The sequence below is a fragment of the Stenotrophomonas sp. 80084_Sma genome, assembly GCF_056481995.1.
In genome coordinates this window covers 210,652-224,098 of sequence record NZ_CM151177.1, presented here as the reverse complement: position 1 = coordinate 224,098, position 13,447 = coordinate 210,652, and the positions used below count along the sequence as shown (strand labels likewise).

13 protein-coding genes are annotated in these 13,447 nt (G+C 66.1%); 4 read left to right on the top strand and 9 right to left on the bottom strand.

The window, feature by feature from the left end; genetic code table 11:
• Positions 1 to 75 precede the first annotated feature (75 nt).
• Positions 76 to 711 carry a LysE family translocator gene (locus ACZK3W_RS00970; RefSeq protein WP_125895456.1) on the top strand — a complete coding sequence of 212 codons (636 nt, stop codon included), beginning with the start codon at positions 76 to 78 and terminating at the stop codon, positions 709 to 711.
• A 186-nt stretch (positions 712 to 897) separates the two neighbouring features.
• On the opposite strand, the gene ACZK3W_RS00965 is transcribed toward ACZK3W_RS00970, so the two are convergent.
• From ACZK3W_RS00965 to ACZK3W_RS00955, 3 genes are all read right to left on the bottom strand, one after another.
• Entirely contained in the window at positions 898 to 1,917 is a 1,020-nt protein-coding gene (locus ACZK3W_RS00965; protein WP_008264781.1) for a ribonucleotide-diphosphate reductase subunit beta, read from the bottom strand.
• A 138-nt stretch (positions 1,918 to 2,055) separates the two neighbouring features.
• Positions 2,056 to 2,214: a hypothetical protein gene (locus tag ACZK3W_RS00960; protein WP_185749974.1), complete on the bottom strand. Its 159-nt coding sequence runs from the start codon at positions 2,212 to 2,214 to the stop codon at positions 2,056 to 2,058.
• 24 nt (positions 2,215 to 2,238) lie between these two features.
• Positions 2,239 to 4,641, bottom strand: a complete 2,403-nt coding sequence (locus ACZK3W_RS00955; protein ID WP_049462817.1) for a ribonucleoside-diphosphate reductase subunit alpha — start codon at positions 4,639 to 4,641, stop codon at positions 2,239 to 2,241.
• A gap of 530 nt (positions 4,642 to 5,171) precedes the next feature.
• Between ACZK3W_RS00955 and ACZK3W_RS00950 the strand changes: the two genes are divergently transcribed.
• A complete protein-coding gene (locus ACZK3W_RS00950) occupies positions 5,172 to 5,978 on the top strand; it encodes a DUF2884 family protein (RefSeq protein ID WP_125895455.1) in 807 nt (268 codons plus the stop codon).
• A 120-nt stretch (positions 5,979 to 6,098) separates the two neighbouring features.
• Here the strand turns inward: ACZK3W_RS00950 and ACZK3W_RS00945 are convergent, their stop codons facing one another.
• The 3 genes from ACZK3W_RS00945 to ACZK3W_RS00935 all read right to left on the bottom strand — a co-directional run bounded on the left by ACZK3W_RS00945 (position 6,099) and on the right by ACZK3W_RS00935 (position 8,194).
• Positions 6,099 to 6,359, bottom strand: a complete 261-nt coding sequence (locus tag ACZK3W_RS00945; protein ID WP_053511174.1) for a hypothetical protein — start codon at positions 6,357 to 6,359, stop codon at positions 6,099 to 6,101.
• Between the two features lie 66 nt (positions 6,360 to 6,425).
• Positions 6,426 to 7,526 (bottom strand): cell division protein ZapE, encoded by a 1,101-nt coding sequence (gene zapE / locus ACZK3W_RS00940; RefSeq protein ID WP_125895454.1) that lies wholly within the window; start codon positions 7,524 to 7,526, stop codon positions 6,426 to 6,428.
• Positions 7,523 to 8,194 (bottom strand): alpha/beta hydrolase, encoded by a 672-nt coding sequence (locus ACZK3W_RS00935; protein WP_478450308.1) that lies wholly within the window; start codon positions 8,192 to 8,194, stop codon positions 7,523 to 7,525. Before ACZK3W_RS00935 ends, zapE begins: the two co-directional genes overlap by 4 nt.
• A gap of 43 nt (positions 8,195 to 8,237) precedes the next feature.
• Between ACZK3W_RS00935 and ACZK3W_RS00930 the strand changes: the two genes are divergently transcribed.
• Positions 8,238 to 9,095 carry an EamA family transporter gene (locus ACZK3W_RS00930; protein ID WP_180838041.1) on the top strand — a complete coding sequence of 286 codons (858 nt, stop codon included), beginning with the start codon at positions 8,238 to 8,240 and terminating at the stop codon, positions 9,093 to 9,095.
• A gap of 59 nt (positions 9,096 to 9,154) precedes the next feature.
• Here the strand turns inward: ACZK3W_RS00930 and ACZK3W_RS00925 are convergent, their stop codons facing one another.
• The 3 genes from ACZK3W_RS00925 to ACZK3W_RS00915 all read right to left on the bottom strand — a co-directional run bounded on the left by ACZK3W_RS00925 (position 9,155) and on the right by ACZK3W_RS00915 (position 12,113).
• On the bottom strand, positions 9,155 to 10,597 hold the full coding sequence (locus ACZK3W_RS00925) for an ExeM/NucH family extracellular endonuclease (protein WP_180838040.1): 1,443 nt from the start codon (positions 10,595 to 10,597) through the stop codon (positions 9,155 to 9,157).
• 183 nt (positions 10,598 to 10,780) lie between these two features.
• Positions 10,781 to 11,299: a c-type cytochrome gene (locus tag ACZK3W_RS00920; protein WP_005407662.1), complete on the bottom strand. Its 519-nt coding sequence runs from the start codon at positions 11,297 to 11,299 to the stop codon at positions 10,781 to 10,783.
• Positions 11,300 to 11,504: 205 nt separating this feature from the next.
• The gene (locus ACZK3W_RS00915; protein WP_005407661.1) at positions 11,505 to 12,113 is read right to left on the bottom strand and encodes a TetR/AcrR family transcriptional regulator; all 609 of its coding nucleotides are present in this window, start codon (positions 12,111 to 12,113) and stop codon (positions 11,505 to 11,507) included.
• Between the two features lie 161 nt (positions 12,114 to 12,274).
• On the opposite strand from ACZK3W_RS00915, the gene ACZK3W_RS00910 reads away from it, so the two are divergent.
• The gene (locus ACZK3W_RS00910) at positions 12,275 to 13,438 is read left to right on the top strand and encodes an isovaleryl-CoA dehydrogenase (RefSeq protein WP_032128216.1); all 1,164 of its coding nucleotides are present in this window, start codon (positions 12,275 to 12,277) and stop codon (positions 13,436 to 13,438) included.
• Positions 13,439 to 13,447 lie beyond the last annotated feature (9 nt).

Sequence of the window (13,447 nt, the reverse complement as noted above, 5' to 3'; positions counted from 1 at the left end):
CCCGGCAGCGGTGCCTGCGCAGGCCGCGCCTGCGGCAGGCGTTAAACTGCGCCACGCCCACTGCCAGGACCGCCCATGCCCGCCACTTCCGACCTGCTGGCCTTCGCGCTGGTTTCACTGGCCATGGTGCTCACGCCCGGACCGAACATGATCTACCTGATCTCACGCTCGATCTGCCAGGGGCCGATGGCAGGCCTGATCTCGCTGGGCGGGGTGGCGCTGGGCTTCGTGTTCTACATGCTGTGTGCGGCACTGGGCATCACCGCCCTGCTGATGACCGTGCCGTTCGCCTACGACGCGCTGCGCATCGGCGGCGCGCTGTACCTGCTGTACCTGGCCTGGCAGGCGCTCAAGCCCGGTGGCCGTTCGCCGTTCGCGGTGCGCGAACTGCCGCAGGACAGCCCGCGCAAATTGTTCACGATGGGCTTCCTGACCAACCTGCTGAACCCGAAAGTGGCGGTGATGTACCTGTCGCTGCTGCCGCAGTTCCTGCATCCGGACGGCGAAGGCGGTGTGCTGATGCAGTCGATCGTGCTGGGCTCCACCCAGATCGCGGTGAGTGTGACCGTGAACGGCATGATTGCGCTGACCGCTGGCAGCATCGCCGGTTTCCTGGCCGCGCGCCCGACCTGGCAGGTGGTGCAGCGCTGGCTGATGGGCACGGTGCTGGCCGGGCTGGCGGTACGCATGGCGGTGGAAGGGCGACGCTGATTGTAGAGTCGAGCTTGCTCGACCGCTTTGCGCGAACGGCAGTCGAGCAAGCCCCCCCCACCCCCCCCCCCCCGCCGCGCCGGCCGGCGCCCCCCCGGGGGCCCCCCCCGGCGGGCCCCCCCCCCCCCACCAAAAAACCCCGGGGTTGGCCGGGGTTTTTCGTTGCGACAGATCTGATCGTTTCGATCAGAAGTTCATGTCGAAGGCGACTTCGCCCTGCACGCCGACCTGGTAGGCAGAGACGCGGCGTTCGAAGAAGTTGGTCAGTTCCTGCACGTCCTGCAGTTCCATGAACGGCAGCGGGTTGCGCACGTTGTACTTCTTTTCCATGCCCAGCTTGGCGAAGTGCTGGTCGGCGCAGTGCTGCAGGTACTGGCGCATGTCACGGGTCGAGATGCCGGCCACGCCACCGGACAGCACGTCCTCGGCGAACTGCACTTCGCATTCGATGGCTTCGGCCAGCATGTCGTAGACCTGCTGCTTCATCTCGTCGTCGAACAGGTCCGGTTCTTCCTCACGCACCACGCGCACCGACTCGAACGCGAACTCCATGTGCGCGCTCTCGTCGCGGAACACCCAGTTGGTGCCCGAGGCCAGGCCCGGCAGCAGGCCGCGCGAACGGAAGTAGTACACGTAGGCGAAGGCAGCGAAGAAGAACAGGCCTTCGATGCAGGCGGCGAAGCAGATCTGGTTGAGCAGGAACTGGCGGCGCTCGGCACGGGTCTCGATGCGCTTCAGGTCCTGGATCGAGTCGATCCACTTGAAGCAGAAGTCGGCCTTCTTCTTGATCGAGTCGATGTTCTCCACCGCGGCGAAGGCTTTGACGCGCTCTTCCGGATCCGGCAGGTAGTTGTCGAGCAGGGTCAGGTAGAACTGCACGTGCAGCGCTTCTTCGTACAGCTGGCGCGACAGGTACATGCGCGCTTCCGGCGCGTTCAAGTGCTGGTACAGGTTCAGCACCAGGTTGTTGGACACGATCGAGTCGCCGGTGGCGAAGAACGCGACCAGGCGGTGGATCAGGTGGCGCTCACCCGGCGACATCTTGCTGTGCAGGTCGGTGATGTCGATCTGGAAGTTGATCTCTTCCACCGTCCAGGTGTTCTTGATCGCATTCCGGTACATGTCATAGAACTGCGGGTAGCGCATCGGGCGCAGGGTCAGTTCAAAACCGGGATCGAGCAGCATCTGCTTGGGCTTGTCGGCCATGGGTGTTTCCTTTACTCAGATTTGCACTCAGATCGTTAGACAATAAGTACTAAACGATTTTCGTGAAGAATTCTCAACGAGATCACAAAGGCACATCCTTGTGCCAAAGCTCTCAACAAGTCTCCACCACTCCAACTCTCACTTATCTGGCTTCCAGTAATAGGTATAACCAAGTGGAGCAATCGGCTTGATCGGCCTCAGTGGTTGGATCGCCTTGATGGGCTTGATCGGTTTGATTGGTTGAATCGGACGGATCTTCTTAACGCCAGTGGGCTTCTTTCTAAGATTCCACGACATGATCGAACCTCCAAATCAGATTGATTACTGGCAGGCCTCGCAGGCTTCCGGGTTTTCCAGCGAGCAGGCGATGGCTTCGTCCGGGCTGAACACCTTGGCCGGGGCTGCGCTGCTCACCGTGGTCTTGGCGATCTTGGTGGCCGGGCGCGAACGCAGGTAGTAGGTGGTCTTGATGCCCTGCTTCCAGGCGTACATGTACATGGAAGACATCGCGCCGATGTTCGGGCTTTCCATGAACAGGTTGAGCGAGGCCGACTGGTCGATGAAGGCACCACGCTCGGCGGCCATGTCGATCAGCGAACGCATCGGCAGTTCCCACGCGGTGCGGTAGACCTCGCGCAGCGTTTCCGGAATCTGCGCCACGCCGGCGATGGAGCCTTCGGCCAGCTTGATGGCATCGCGCATGTCGGCGGTCCACAGGCCCAGCTTCTTCAGCTCGTTCACCAGGTAGCGGTTGACCTGCAGGAAGTCACCGGACAGGGTCTCGCGCTTGAACAGGTTGGACACCTGCGGCTCGACGCACTCGTAGCAGCCGGCGATCGAGGCGATGGTGGCGGTCGGTGCAATCGCGATCATCAGCGAGTTGCGCAGGCCATGCTCCTTGATGCGGGCACGCAGGGCATCCCAGCGCGCGGTGTCTTCCGGCACCACGTTCCAGGCGTCGAACTGCAGTTCGCCACCGGCGGCGCGGGTGTCGTTGAACGACGGGTGCTTGCCGCGTTCCTGGGCCAGCTCGCAGGAGGTTTCCAGCGCGTGGAAGTAGATCGCTTCGGCGATCTTCTTCGACAGGGCGCGGGCTTCGGCGCTGTCGAACGGCAGGCGCTTGCGGAAGAACACGTCCTGCAGGCCCATGCAGCCCAGGCCGACCGGACGCCAGCGCAGGTTGGCGCGGCGGGCGGTTTCGATCGGGTAGAAGTTCAGGTCGATGACGCGGTCGAGCTGGCGCACGGCCAGGCGCACGGTCTCGGCCAGCTTCTCGAAGTCGAACTCGTTGTGCTCGTCGAAGTGGTTGCCCAGGTTGATCGAACCCAGGTTGCACACTGCGGTTTCATCGTTGGAAGTGACTTCCAGGATTTCGGTGCACAGGTTGGACAGGTGGATCACGTTGCCGGCGCGCAGGGTCTGGTTGCTGGCGCGGTTGCACTTGTCCTTGAAGGTCATCCAGCCGTTGCCGGTCTCGGCCAGCGTACGCATCATGCGGGCGTACAGCTTGCGCGCGGAGATGGTGCGGTTCGCCTTGCCCTGGGCTTCGGCCTGCAGGTAGGCCTGCTCGAAGGCTTCGCCGAACAGATCGGTGAACTCCGGCACGACGCGCGGATCGAACAGCGACCATTCCTGGTCGGCCTCGACGCGCTTCATGAACAGGTCCGGCACCCAGTTGGCCAGGTTCAGGTTGTGCGCACGGCGGGCTTCGTCACCGGTGTTGTCACGCAGCTCGAGGAAGTCCTCGACGTCGGCGTGCCAGGTTTCCAGGTAGACGCAGGCTGCGCCCTTGCGCTTGCCGCCCTGGTTCACCGCGGCCACGGACGAATCCATGGTCTTCAGCCACGGCACGATGCCGTTGGAGTGGCCGTTGGTCGACTTGATCAGCGAACCACGCGAACGCACGCGGGTGTAGCTGACGCCGATGCCGCCGGAGAACTTCGACAGCTGGGCGATGTCGCCGTACTTGGAATAGATCGACTCCAGCGAGTCCTGCGGCGAATCCAGCAGGAAGCACGAGGACAGCTGCTCGTGGGTGGTGCCGGAATTGAACAGGGTCGGGCTGGACGGCAGGTAGTCCAGGTTGCCCATGCGCTTGTACAGCGCCAGGGTCTCGGACACATCCTCGCTCAGCGCGCTGGCAATGCGCAGGAAGAACTGCTGCGGGGTCTCGATCACCTTGCGGGTGTGCGGATGGCGCAGCAGGTAACGGTCGTACAGGGTACGCAGGCCGAAGTAATCGAAGTTCAGGTCCAGCGAGATGTCGATGGCATCGTTGAGCTTGCGCGCGTTGGTCTGCACGAAGTTCAGCAGGCGGTCGTTGATCAGGCCGACTTCATGGCCACGGCTGACCGACTGCGAGAAGGCGTAGATTTCCTGGCCCGAGACTTCCTTGGCGATGTAGTTGGCCAGCAGGCGCGCAGCGAGGCGGCCGTACTCGGGCTCTTCACCGATCAGCAGGGCGGCGGTGCGGATGGACAGTTCGTCAAGCTCGCGGGTGGTGGCGCCGTTGTACAGGCCGGAAATGGTGCGGGTGGCCACGCGCATCGGATCGACGGCGTGCAGGCCTTCGGAGGAACGCTGCACCGCGCGCACGATCTTGTTCAGGTCCACCAGTTCGGTCGTGCCATTGCGCTTGGTCACACTCATCGCGTTGGCCGTCGGCGGCGACGTCAACAGGAATTCGCTTTCCTTCTCGATGGTGGCGCTGGATTCGGTGGTCACGGCGTGTGTCCTCTTGGCGTGATTGGTGGGTGCTCGATGCATCGGGTGACGCAGCCCGGGACATGACAGCCCAGGATGGCAGGACGGCGTCGCAGGGGATGAGACCCTGCGCCTGCCACTGCCGTTGACGATCGCGGATGGGTACCCCGGGCACCCCCTGGAATTGGGGTTGCTGCGACCGACGGCCACAAGATAGTGGGGGTAATGGGGTCCGTCAACGCCAAATGTAGTGAAATTCGGCAATCCCTTGCGCCGCAAGGATCGTGCCATCGGCGCCCGGATCAGACGCTTCAGACCTGCCGGAACGGGCTGCGCAGTCAAGCCCGAAAGGCGTCATCGCGGTGGTACAACGCACCGCGAAAACGGAACAATGACAGCTTCACATGACAGTGATGAAACTGGCTAGGGACAACCCTGTGGATAGCTGGTGGGCAGCCGGTGGGAATCCGGTGGACGGGTGACTTCCGGCCGGTGACGCCCGCGCGCTGGCAGCGGATGCTGGCCGCTCGCTCCCGGAAAAGGATGCTCCGATGCACCTGCGGTTGCCCGCGCTGGCCCTGCTGCCTGCCCTGTTCATTGCCCCAGCGCTGGCCGCCGAGGGGCCGGACCTGCGTTCGGACCAGTGCGGCATCCATACCGACTACGACGTGCTGGTGGACAGCGGCGGCATCTGGCTGCGGCATGGCCCGCAGGCGCCGCACGAGGTGGTGTTCCACGATGGCGTGCTGAGCCTGGACGACACGGTCGTGCCGGTCAGCGAGGCCGACGCCGCCCGCCTGCGGCAGATGGAGGCCGGGGCGCGGCAGCTGATGCCGGCGGCCACCGCGCTGGCCCATGAAGTGAGTGGGCTGAGCTTCGACGTGCTCGACGGGGTCTATGAGAGCCTCACCGGCACCGCCAACAGCCGCAAGGTCCGGCGCCTGCGCCGGCAGGCCGATGACTGGATCGGCGGCACGCTGGGCAAGGGTTACTGGGAACAGGCAGTGTTCGGGCCGGGCTTCGAGGCCAAGGTGCAGGACATGGCCGAGTCGCTGTCCGCGTCCATCGCCCGCAGCGTGCTGTGGCAGGTGTTCACCGGCCGCAGCGATGCGATGGAGGAACGCGCCGACCGCCTGGACGCGCAGATGGAACAGCAGCTGGAAGGCCGCGCCGAGCGCATCGAGGCCCGCGCGCAGGCGCTGTGCCCGCTGGTGGCCGCCGTGGCCGAGGCCCACGACGCGCTGGAGGTCCGCTACCAAGGGCAGCCGCTGCGGCTGATCCAGCGCAGTGAGGGCGTGCAGGTGGCGGCCAGCGTGCGCGAGCAGCCGCAGGATGATGCGGTGGTGCCAAGCAGATAGCTGCGCTGTGGATGCCGGCCAGCGGCCGGCACTACCGGGGGCGCTGCGGGGTAGTGCCGGCCGCTGGCCGGCAGACAGCCCGGATACCCGAACAATCCTGAGCCTGTAGAGACGAGTAGATTACTTCTCGATCAGCCCCAGCGCTTCGCCCAGGCTTTCCACAAAGCCTGCCTGCTCATCTGAATAGTCCACTGCGATGCTTCTGAACTGCGAGCACAACGATGATCGGGACTCCAAGTCCATCATCTGCAATGTCGAAGCCAGTTGTTCGAGCCGCTGGATTGCAGCATCGGGATCCACTACATCATCCGCCGAAAACTCGAGAAATATGGCGAGGTCAACGAGGGCTCGCGCAACGTGCTTGTCGATTTCCTGGCTCATGAATCACCTCTACCGGAATATTTGAAGCAGCCGAGCATGGGCTCGGCTCTACAACCAGCGGCACCCTCACGCCCGGTGCGGGGTACCCAGGTACTCGGCGCTCTGCATCTCGATCAAACGCGAGGCGGTGCGCTCGAACGCGCCCTGCAGGCGCTGGCCGGTGTACAGCTCGATCGGCGAGGTGCTGGCGGTGCAGACCAGGTTGACGTGGCGGTCGTACAGCTCGTCGATCAGATTGACGAAGCGGCGCGCGGCATCTTCGTTCAAACGGTCGAAGGCGGGGATGCCGCCCAGCAGCACGGTGTTGAACTCGTGCGCGATCTCGATGTAGTCCGACGGGCCACGCGGGCCCTCGCACAACGCGGCGAAATCGAACCAGGCGATGCTCTTGCCACGGCCGCGCACCGGGATCTTGCGGCCTTCGATCTCGATGTTGCCGGGCTTGGCCGGCTGGCCGCCGCTCAGTTCGTTCCAGCGCGTGGCCAGCCACTCATCGCTGTCGGCAGCCAACGGTGCGCGGTACACCGGCGAGCGGGTCAGCGCGCGCATCCGGTAATCCTCGGTGCCCTCGGCGTACAGCTCCACGCAGAAGCGCTGCAGCAGGCCGATGGCCGGCATGAAGCTCTCACGCTGCAGGCCGTTGAGGTACAGGTTCTCCACCGCCGTGTTGGAGGTGGTCACCAGGGTCACGCCCTCGGCGAACAGGCGCTCCAGCAGCCGTGCCAGCAGCATCGCGTCGCCGATGTCGGTGACGAAGAATTCGTCCAGCACCAGCACCCGCAGGTTGCTGCGCCATTCCTGGGCGATCTTCGCCAGCGGGTCGCTCTGCCCCTGGTGCTCGCGCAGGCGCTCGTGGACGCTGCGCATGAAGCGGTGGAAATGCGTGCGGTACTTCTGTTTGATCGGCAGGCCGTCGTAGAACAGGTCGACCAGGAAGGTCTTGCCACGGCCGACGCCGCCCCAGAAGTACAGACCCTTCACCGGCTCGGGCTTCTTCCAGAACGAGGACAGGCGGTCCAGCCAGCCGTCTTCGGCGCTGTCGACCAGGCCCAGGTGGATGCGGTCCAGTTCGGCCAGCGCTGCGTGCTGGGCCGGGTCGTTCTGCCAGTCGCCACGGGCAACCCCTTCCGCGTACCGCTGCGACGGGGTCAGCTCGGTTGCACTCATGCCGCTGCGCCCAGCCAGTGCTTGACGCCGTGGGTCAGCGCGCCGCGCAGGTCGATCAGCTTGCGGTGGAAGAAATGGCTGGTCTCGGGCATGCGCACCAGCTCATGCGGGACGTCCAGCGTGTCCAGCCACTGGTAGACGGCCTGCGGGTCGACGATCTCGTCCTGCTCGCCCTGGATCACCAGCCAGCGGGCCGGCGGCGCGATGCCATCGAAATCCCAGCGGCCGGCCGGCGGTGCGATCGAGATCAGCGCTTCCGGCTGCAGCGCGGCAGCCGCCTTCAGCGATACGAACGAGCCGAAGCTGAAACCGGCCAGCCACAGACGGTCGTCGGGCCGCTGGCTGCGCACCCAGGCGGCGACGGCTTTCAGGTCATCCTGCTCGCCCACGCCATGGTCGAACTCACCGGCCGACGCGCCGACGCTGCGGAAGTTGAAGCGTACCGTGGCGATGCCAAGCTCGCGCAGGGTGGTGGCGGTCATGGTGACCACCTTGTTGTGCAGGGTGCCGCCTTCGGTGGACAGCGGATGGCAGATGATGGCCACGATCGGCTGCGCCGGCACATCGGCCTTGGGCAGGTCGACGACCACTTCCAGCGGGCCGGCCGGGCCGGCCAGTTCGAGGCAGGCGGTTTCGCCGGGGGCGACGGGGAACGAAGGCTTGTGCATGGCACCATGATACCGTCCCCTGCCCCTGCCCTGTGCCCGCCCCATGCTCTACCTGTCCTTGGCCGTGATCTGCAGCGTGCTGGTTTCGGTGTTGTTGAAGGTGGCCGGACGCCGCCAGCTGGATGTTTCGCAGATGGTCACCTGGAACTATCTGGTGGCGGCAACGCTCACCGCCGTGGTGCTGCAGCCGCCGCTGGACGCACTGCGCGCGCCACATGCCCCGTGGCTGTCGCTGCTGGCACTGGCGGTGGTGCTGCCATCGATCTTCCTGGTGCTGGGCCGCGCGGTGGCGGTGGCCGGCATCGTCCGCAGCGACGTGGCGCAGCGCTTGTCGTTGCTGCTGTCTTTGGCCGCCGCCTTCCTGTTCTTCGGCCAGACTGCGACGCCGTGGAAGCTCGCCGGTCTCGGCCTGGGCCTGCTGGCGATGGTGGCGATCAGCCTGCGCCCGCGCGGCCCGGCGGTGGCGTCCTCACCCGGCGGCTGGGGCTGGCTGCTGGGCGTCTGGGCCGGGTTCGCGGTGGTCGACGTGCTGCTCAAGCAGGTGGCGCTGTCCGGCACGCCGTCGATGGCGGCGGTGCTGGCCAGCTTCAGCGTGGCCTTCGTGCTGATGCTGGCACTGCAGCTGTGGCGGCACGCCAGTGGCCGCAGCCGGTTGGCTTGGCGCAACCTCGGTGCGGGCGCGCTGCTGGGCCTGCTCAACGGCGGCAACATTCTTTTCTATGTGCACGCGCATCAGTCCATGCCGGAGAACCCGGCCACCGTGTTCGCCGGCATGAACATCGGCGTGGTGGTGCTGGGCGCGCTGGTGGGCGTGTTCGCCTTCGGCGAGGCCACCACGAAGTGGAACCGCGCCGGGCTGGCGCTGGCGGTGCTGGCGATTGGATTGATCGCCTGGGGCTGAGCCCGGCCTCGGGGTCAGAGCCCATTTCGGTGGAATGGGATCCGACCCGACGCTGGGCGTTACTTATCGAAGCCCAGCAGCAGCGGATCGTGGTCGGAACTGCGCCACGGGCCCTGCACGTTGCGGCCCTGGTAGCCGCTGGCGTCCTGTTCGTCGGCATTGCTGTGCCACTCGGCGGCACCGCGCAGGCGCTGGGCCATGCCCGGGCTCAGCAGCGCATGGTCGAGGCGGCCGGTATAGCCGTTGTAGACGTAGCTGTAAGGATGCTCGACCTGGGCGACCTTGAATGCGTCCTGCCAGCCCAGGTCATGCAGGGTGCGGATCGGGTCTTCCATCGCGTAGGCGTTGAAATCGCCCAGCAGCACCACGTCCTTCACCTTCAGGCGGCCAGCTTCGGCCTGCACCCACTGGTTCAACTGCTTTGCCGATTCCACCCGGGTGGCATTCCAGCAACCCTGGCCATCGTTGCGGTCGGCATCGCCGCCGCTGGCATCACGGCAGCCCTTGGACTTGAAATGGTTGGCGACCACCATGAACGGTGCGCCCTTGCCCTGGAAGGCCTGCGCCAGCGGTGCGCGGCTGTGTTCGGCGAAAGGACCGTCGGTTCTGGTCAACGGCTTGCCCAGCGGCTTGAACGCGCTCCTGCGATAGATGATGCCAACCCGGATCGGGTTGCTGCCCGGCCCCTCGCCGGCATCGACGAAGGCCCACTGCTTGTCGGCGGCAAGACCGGCGTTGAGGGCGCTGACCAGTTCGGCGATGGCCGACTGCGGGCCATAGCCATCGTTTTCCAGTTCCATCAACGCGGCGATGTCGGCACCGAGCGCGTTGACCGTGGCCACCAGCTTGCCGACCTGCGCCTTGTGCTCTTCCAGCGTGCGCGCGCCGCGCAGGGTCGGGAAGCCACCGCCCTGGCCATCGCCATTGAAGAAGTTCTCCAGGTTGAATGCAGCGATATGCAGGCTGCCCGGCACCGTCGGCACCGCCGGACGCTTCAGCTCGGGCAACGTGAGTGCACCCTCGACCTGCAGGCGCGGACGGCCCTGTGCGTCCACGTGCACGACACCTTCCACATTGCGCAGCTGCATGCCGGTGCGCAGCACCGGGTTGGCTGGCAGGTAGGCCACGCTGGCCGGGTCGCGGGCTTCGCTACCGTCGTCCAGCAGCAGGCGGCGGCGCTGGATGTCGGCCATCACCTGCTCATAGCCGGCAGTACCCGGCGCGGCCACTTCGGTCGGCTGCCAGAGGCGGCCATCGAAGGCCACGGTGAGCTGCCCAAAGCGCTCCAGGCCATCGGTGCCGGCCAGGGTGAGCGGTGCGGCGATGCGCACGCGCTGGCCATCCAGCGCACGCCAGTCGGCCGGCGCGGTGGTCAGCACCACGGTGGCGCTGCTGCGCGCGGCGGACGGCGACGCGACCGGTGCGGCCTGCGGCTGGGCCTGGGCAAAGGCGCCGGCCGGCAGCAGCAGGGACAGGGCAAGGGCGAGGGAACGGCGGCGCATCGACGGGCGACTCCATGGAATAGGCGCACAGACTAACCCTGAAATGCGAAACCCCGCCTGCGCAGCGGGGGGATATGGGCGATCAGGCCTTGGTGGGCAAAGCCTGGTAGTGCCGGCCGCTGGCCGGCAACCTCATGACCTTCGTGCAATGCGTGGTTGCCGGCCAGCGGCCGGCACTACCGGTTACTTCAGGTTGCCCAGCATCCAGTCCACGGTGGCGTGGATCTGTTCCTCGGTCAGCGCCGGGTTGCCGCCCTTGGGCGGCATGATGCCGCCATCCGGACCGGTATAGCCCTCGATGGCGTGCTTGTAGAGAGTGTCCTTGCCCTGTGCGATGCGCTTGTCCCAGTGCGAATGGTCCAGCGTCGGCGCCATGCCCACGCCGGTGGTGTGGCAGGCGGTGCACAGGTTGTCGAAGATGACCTTGCCGTCCTTGGTGCCGCCGTAGGCCACCTGCGAGGCGGCCTTGGCCAGCGCGGCGGCCTTGGCCGCAGCCTGCGCGGCGGCGCCGGTGCTGCCGGCATAGACCGCGCCGGTGGGCGAGATGCGCTGTTCGGTGCGCTTGGCCGCGGTCGGCGACACCTCGGGCGGAATCCGGGTGTGGATGTAAGCGGCAAGGAGGATGAGGCCGAGGGTGATGGTCGCCAGCAGCGCGATCACCATGGAGAAGCGTTTCAGGAACTCCAGATCGTAATTCCGCACTCTTCGTTACCCCTGGCTGATAGTCGTTGGACCACGGCTGAGCGACTGCGTGATGGACCGAGTATAGAACGCGCTTTGCGTGCGACAACAGGCGTCACTGCTGGTGCGGCGCAGCATTCGGACCCGGTAGTGCCGGCCGCTGCCCGGCATCGCCAGCCCGCCGGATGGATCGTGCAGAAGCCGGCCAGCGGCCGGCTCTACCGGATTACCGGGCGCCGATCGCGCGCAGGCAGAAGCTGCAGATCGCATCCACCAGTGCGTCTTCGTCGCGGTGTGCTTCGCGGCTGGGCGCGGTCGGGCCGACCATCGCCTCGGTGAAGGCGCCGACCAGGCAGGCGGCGGCCACATGCGCGTCCTGCGCCGGCAGCTCACCGGCGGCCACGCCCTCCTCCACCAGCCGCAGGAACACGTCGCCGAAGGCACGACGACCACGCATGCGCTCGGCTTCCACGTCCGGGTCGACCGGTTCGACGATGAAGGCATGCGCCAGCCCCGGCCCGGCCAGGGCGCGGCGGACGAAGGCGGTGATCGCCAACCGCAGGCGCTCGCTGGCCACCTCCGGGCCGCTGGCGATGCGCTCCATGATCGCGACCTCGTGGGCCACCGCGGCGTTGAGCACCTCCACGAACAGCTCGGCCTTGGACGGGAAGTGGCGGTAGATCAGGCCGGTGGACACCCCCGCCTGGGTCGCCACGGCGGTCACCGGGGCATTGCGCCAGCCGCCGGTGGCGACCAGCTCACGGGTGGCCAGCAGGATCCGTTCACGGGCCCCGGCCAGGCGTTCTTCCATCAGTGCAGAGCGTTTGTAGGCCATGTTTTGATTCTAGTTTCAATTTTTGAATTTGTATTCACTTCTTACCCGAACCCCGCTACGCTGGGGTCCAATCGCCCGTGCGGGCAGCGGTCCTGCAGACCGCCGCCCGCTCCCCCGCCGGGTGCGTCCATTTCCTGCCATCCCGCCGTGGAGCCACCACAATGCACGTGCCATCCCTGAACTTCGATCTTGGCGAAGACATCGACCTGCTGCGCCAGAGCGTGGCCCATTTTGCCGCCGCCGAGGTCGCACCGCTGGCCGCCGAGGCCGATGCCAGCAACCAGTTCCCGCTGGCCCTGTGGCCGAAGCTGGGCGAACAGGGCCTGCTCGGCCTCACCGTGGAAGAAGAATACGGCGGCACCGGCATGGGTTACCTGGCCCATGTGGTGGCGATGGAAGAAATCTCGCGTGCCTCCGGCGGCATCGGCCTGTCCTATGGCGCGCACTCCAACCTGTGCGTGAACCAGCTACGCAAGAACGGCAACGAAGAACAGAAGCAGCGCTTCCTGCCCGGCCTGTGCAACGGCAGCCTGGTCGGCGCGCTGGCGATGAGCGAGCCGGGTGCCGGTTCGGACGTGGTGTCGATGAAGCTGCGCGCCGACAAGCGCGGTGACCGCTACGTGCTCAACGGCAACAAGATGTGGATCACCAACGGCCCGGACGCCGACGTGCTGGTGGTCTATGCCAAGACCGACATGGAAGCGGGTGCCAAGGGCATCACCGCGTTCCTGGTCGAGAAGGGCATGGAGGGCTTCTCCACCGCGCAGAAGCTGGACAAGCTGGGCATGCGCTCCTCGCCCACCTGCGAGCTGGTGTTCCAGGACTGCGAGATTCCCGAAGAAAACGTGCTGGGCCAGGTCGGTGGTGGCGTGCGCGTGTTGATGTCCGGCCTGGATTACGAGCGCGTGGTGCTGTCCGGTGGCCCGCTGGGCCTGATGGCCGCGGCCATGGACGTGGTCATGCCCTATGTGCACGAGCGCCACCAGTTCGGCGAACCGATCGGCAGCTTCCAGCTGATCCAGGCCAAGATCGCCGACATGTACGTGGGCCTGGGCGCGTGCCGCGCCTACGTCTATGCCGTCGCGCGCGCCTGCGACCAGGGCCGCACCACCCGCCAGGATGCCGCCGGTGCCATTCTGTACGCCGCCGAGAAGGCCACCTGGCTGACCGGCCAGGCGATCCAGATCCTGGGCGGCAACGGCTACATCAACGAATATCCGACCGGCCGCTTGTGGCGCGACGCCAAGCTGTATGAAATCGGCGCCGGCACGTCGGAGATCCGCCGCATGCTGATCGGCCGCGAACTGTTCCAGCGCACCCTGTAAGGCCAACGC

What these genes read in the sequence shown, in the direction of transcription:
- ACZK3W_RS00970 (WP_125895456.1), top strand. Translation starts at nt 76, where the DNA reads ATGCCCGCCACTTCCGACCTGCTGGCCTTCGCGCTGGTTTCACTGGCC.
- ACZK3W_RS00965 (WP_008264781.1), bottom strand. Translation starts at nt 1,917, where the DNA reads ATGGCCGACAAGCCCAAGCAGATGCTGCTCGATCCCGGTTTTGAACTG.
- ACZK3W_RS00960 (WP_185749974.1), bottom strand. Translation starts at nt 2,214, where the DNA reads ATGTCGTGGAATCTTAGAAAGAAGCCCACTGGCGTTAAGAAGATCCGT.
- ACZK3W_RS00950 (WP_125895455.1), top strand. Translation starts at nt 5,172, where the DNA reads ATGCACCTGCGGTTGCCCGCGCTGGCCCTGCTGCCTGCCCTGTTCATT.
- ACZK3W_RS00945 (WP_053511174.1), bottom strand. Translation starts at nt 6,359, where the DNA reads ATGAGCCAGGAAATCGACAAGCACGTTGCGCGAGCCCTCGTTGACCTC.
- zapE (WP_125895454.1), bottom strand. Translation starts at nt 7,526, where the DNA reads ATGAGTGCAACCGAGCTGACCCCGTCGCAGCGGTACGCGGAAGGGGTT.
- ACZK3W_RS00935 (WP_478450308.1), bottom strand. Translation starts at nt 8,194, where the DNA reads ATGCACAAGCCTTCGTTCCCCGTCGCCCCCGGCGAAACCGCCTGCCTC.
- ACZK3W_RS00930 (WP_180838041.1), top strand. Translation starts at nt 8,238, where the DNA reads ATGCTCTACCTGTCCTTGGCCGTGATCTGCAGCGTGCTGGTTTCGGTG.
- ACZK3W_RS00925 (WP_180838040.1), bottom strand. Translation starts at nt 10,597, where the DNA reads ATGCGCCGCCGTTCCCTCGCCCTTGCCCTGTCCCTGCTGCTGCCGGCC.
- ACZK3W_RS00915 (WP_005407661.1), bottom strand. Translation starts at nt 12,113, where the DNA reads ATGGCCTACAAACGCTCTGCACTGATGGAAGAACGCCTGGCCGGGGCC.
- ACZK3W_RS00910 (WP_032128216.1), top strand. Translation starts at nt 12,275, where the DNA reads ATGCACGTGCCATCCCTGAACTTCGATCTTGGCGAAGACATCGACCTG.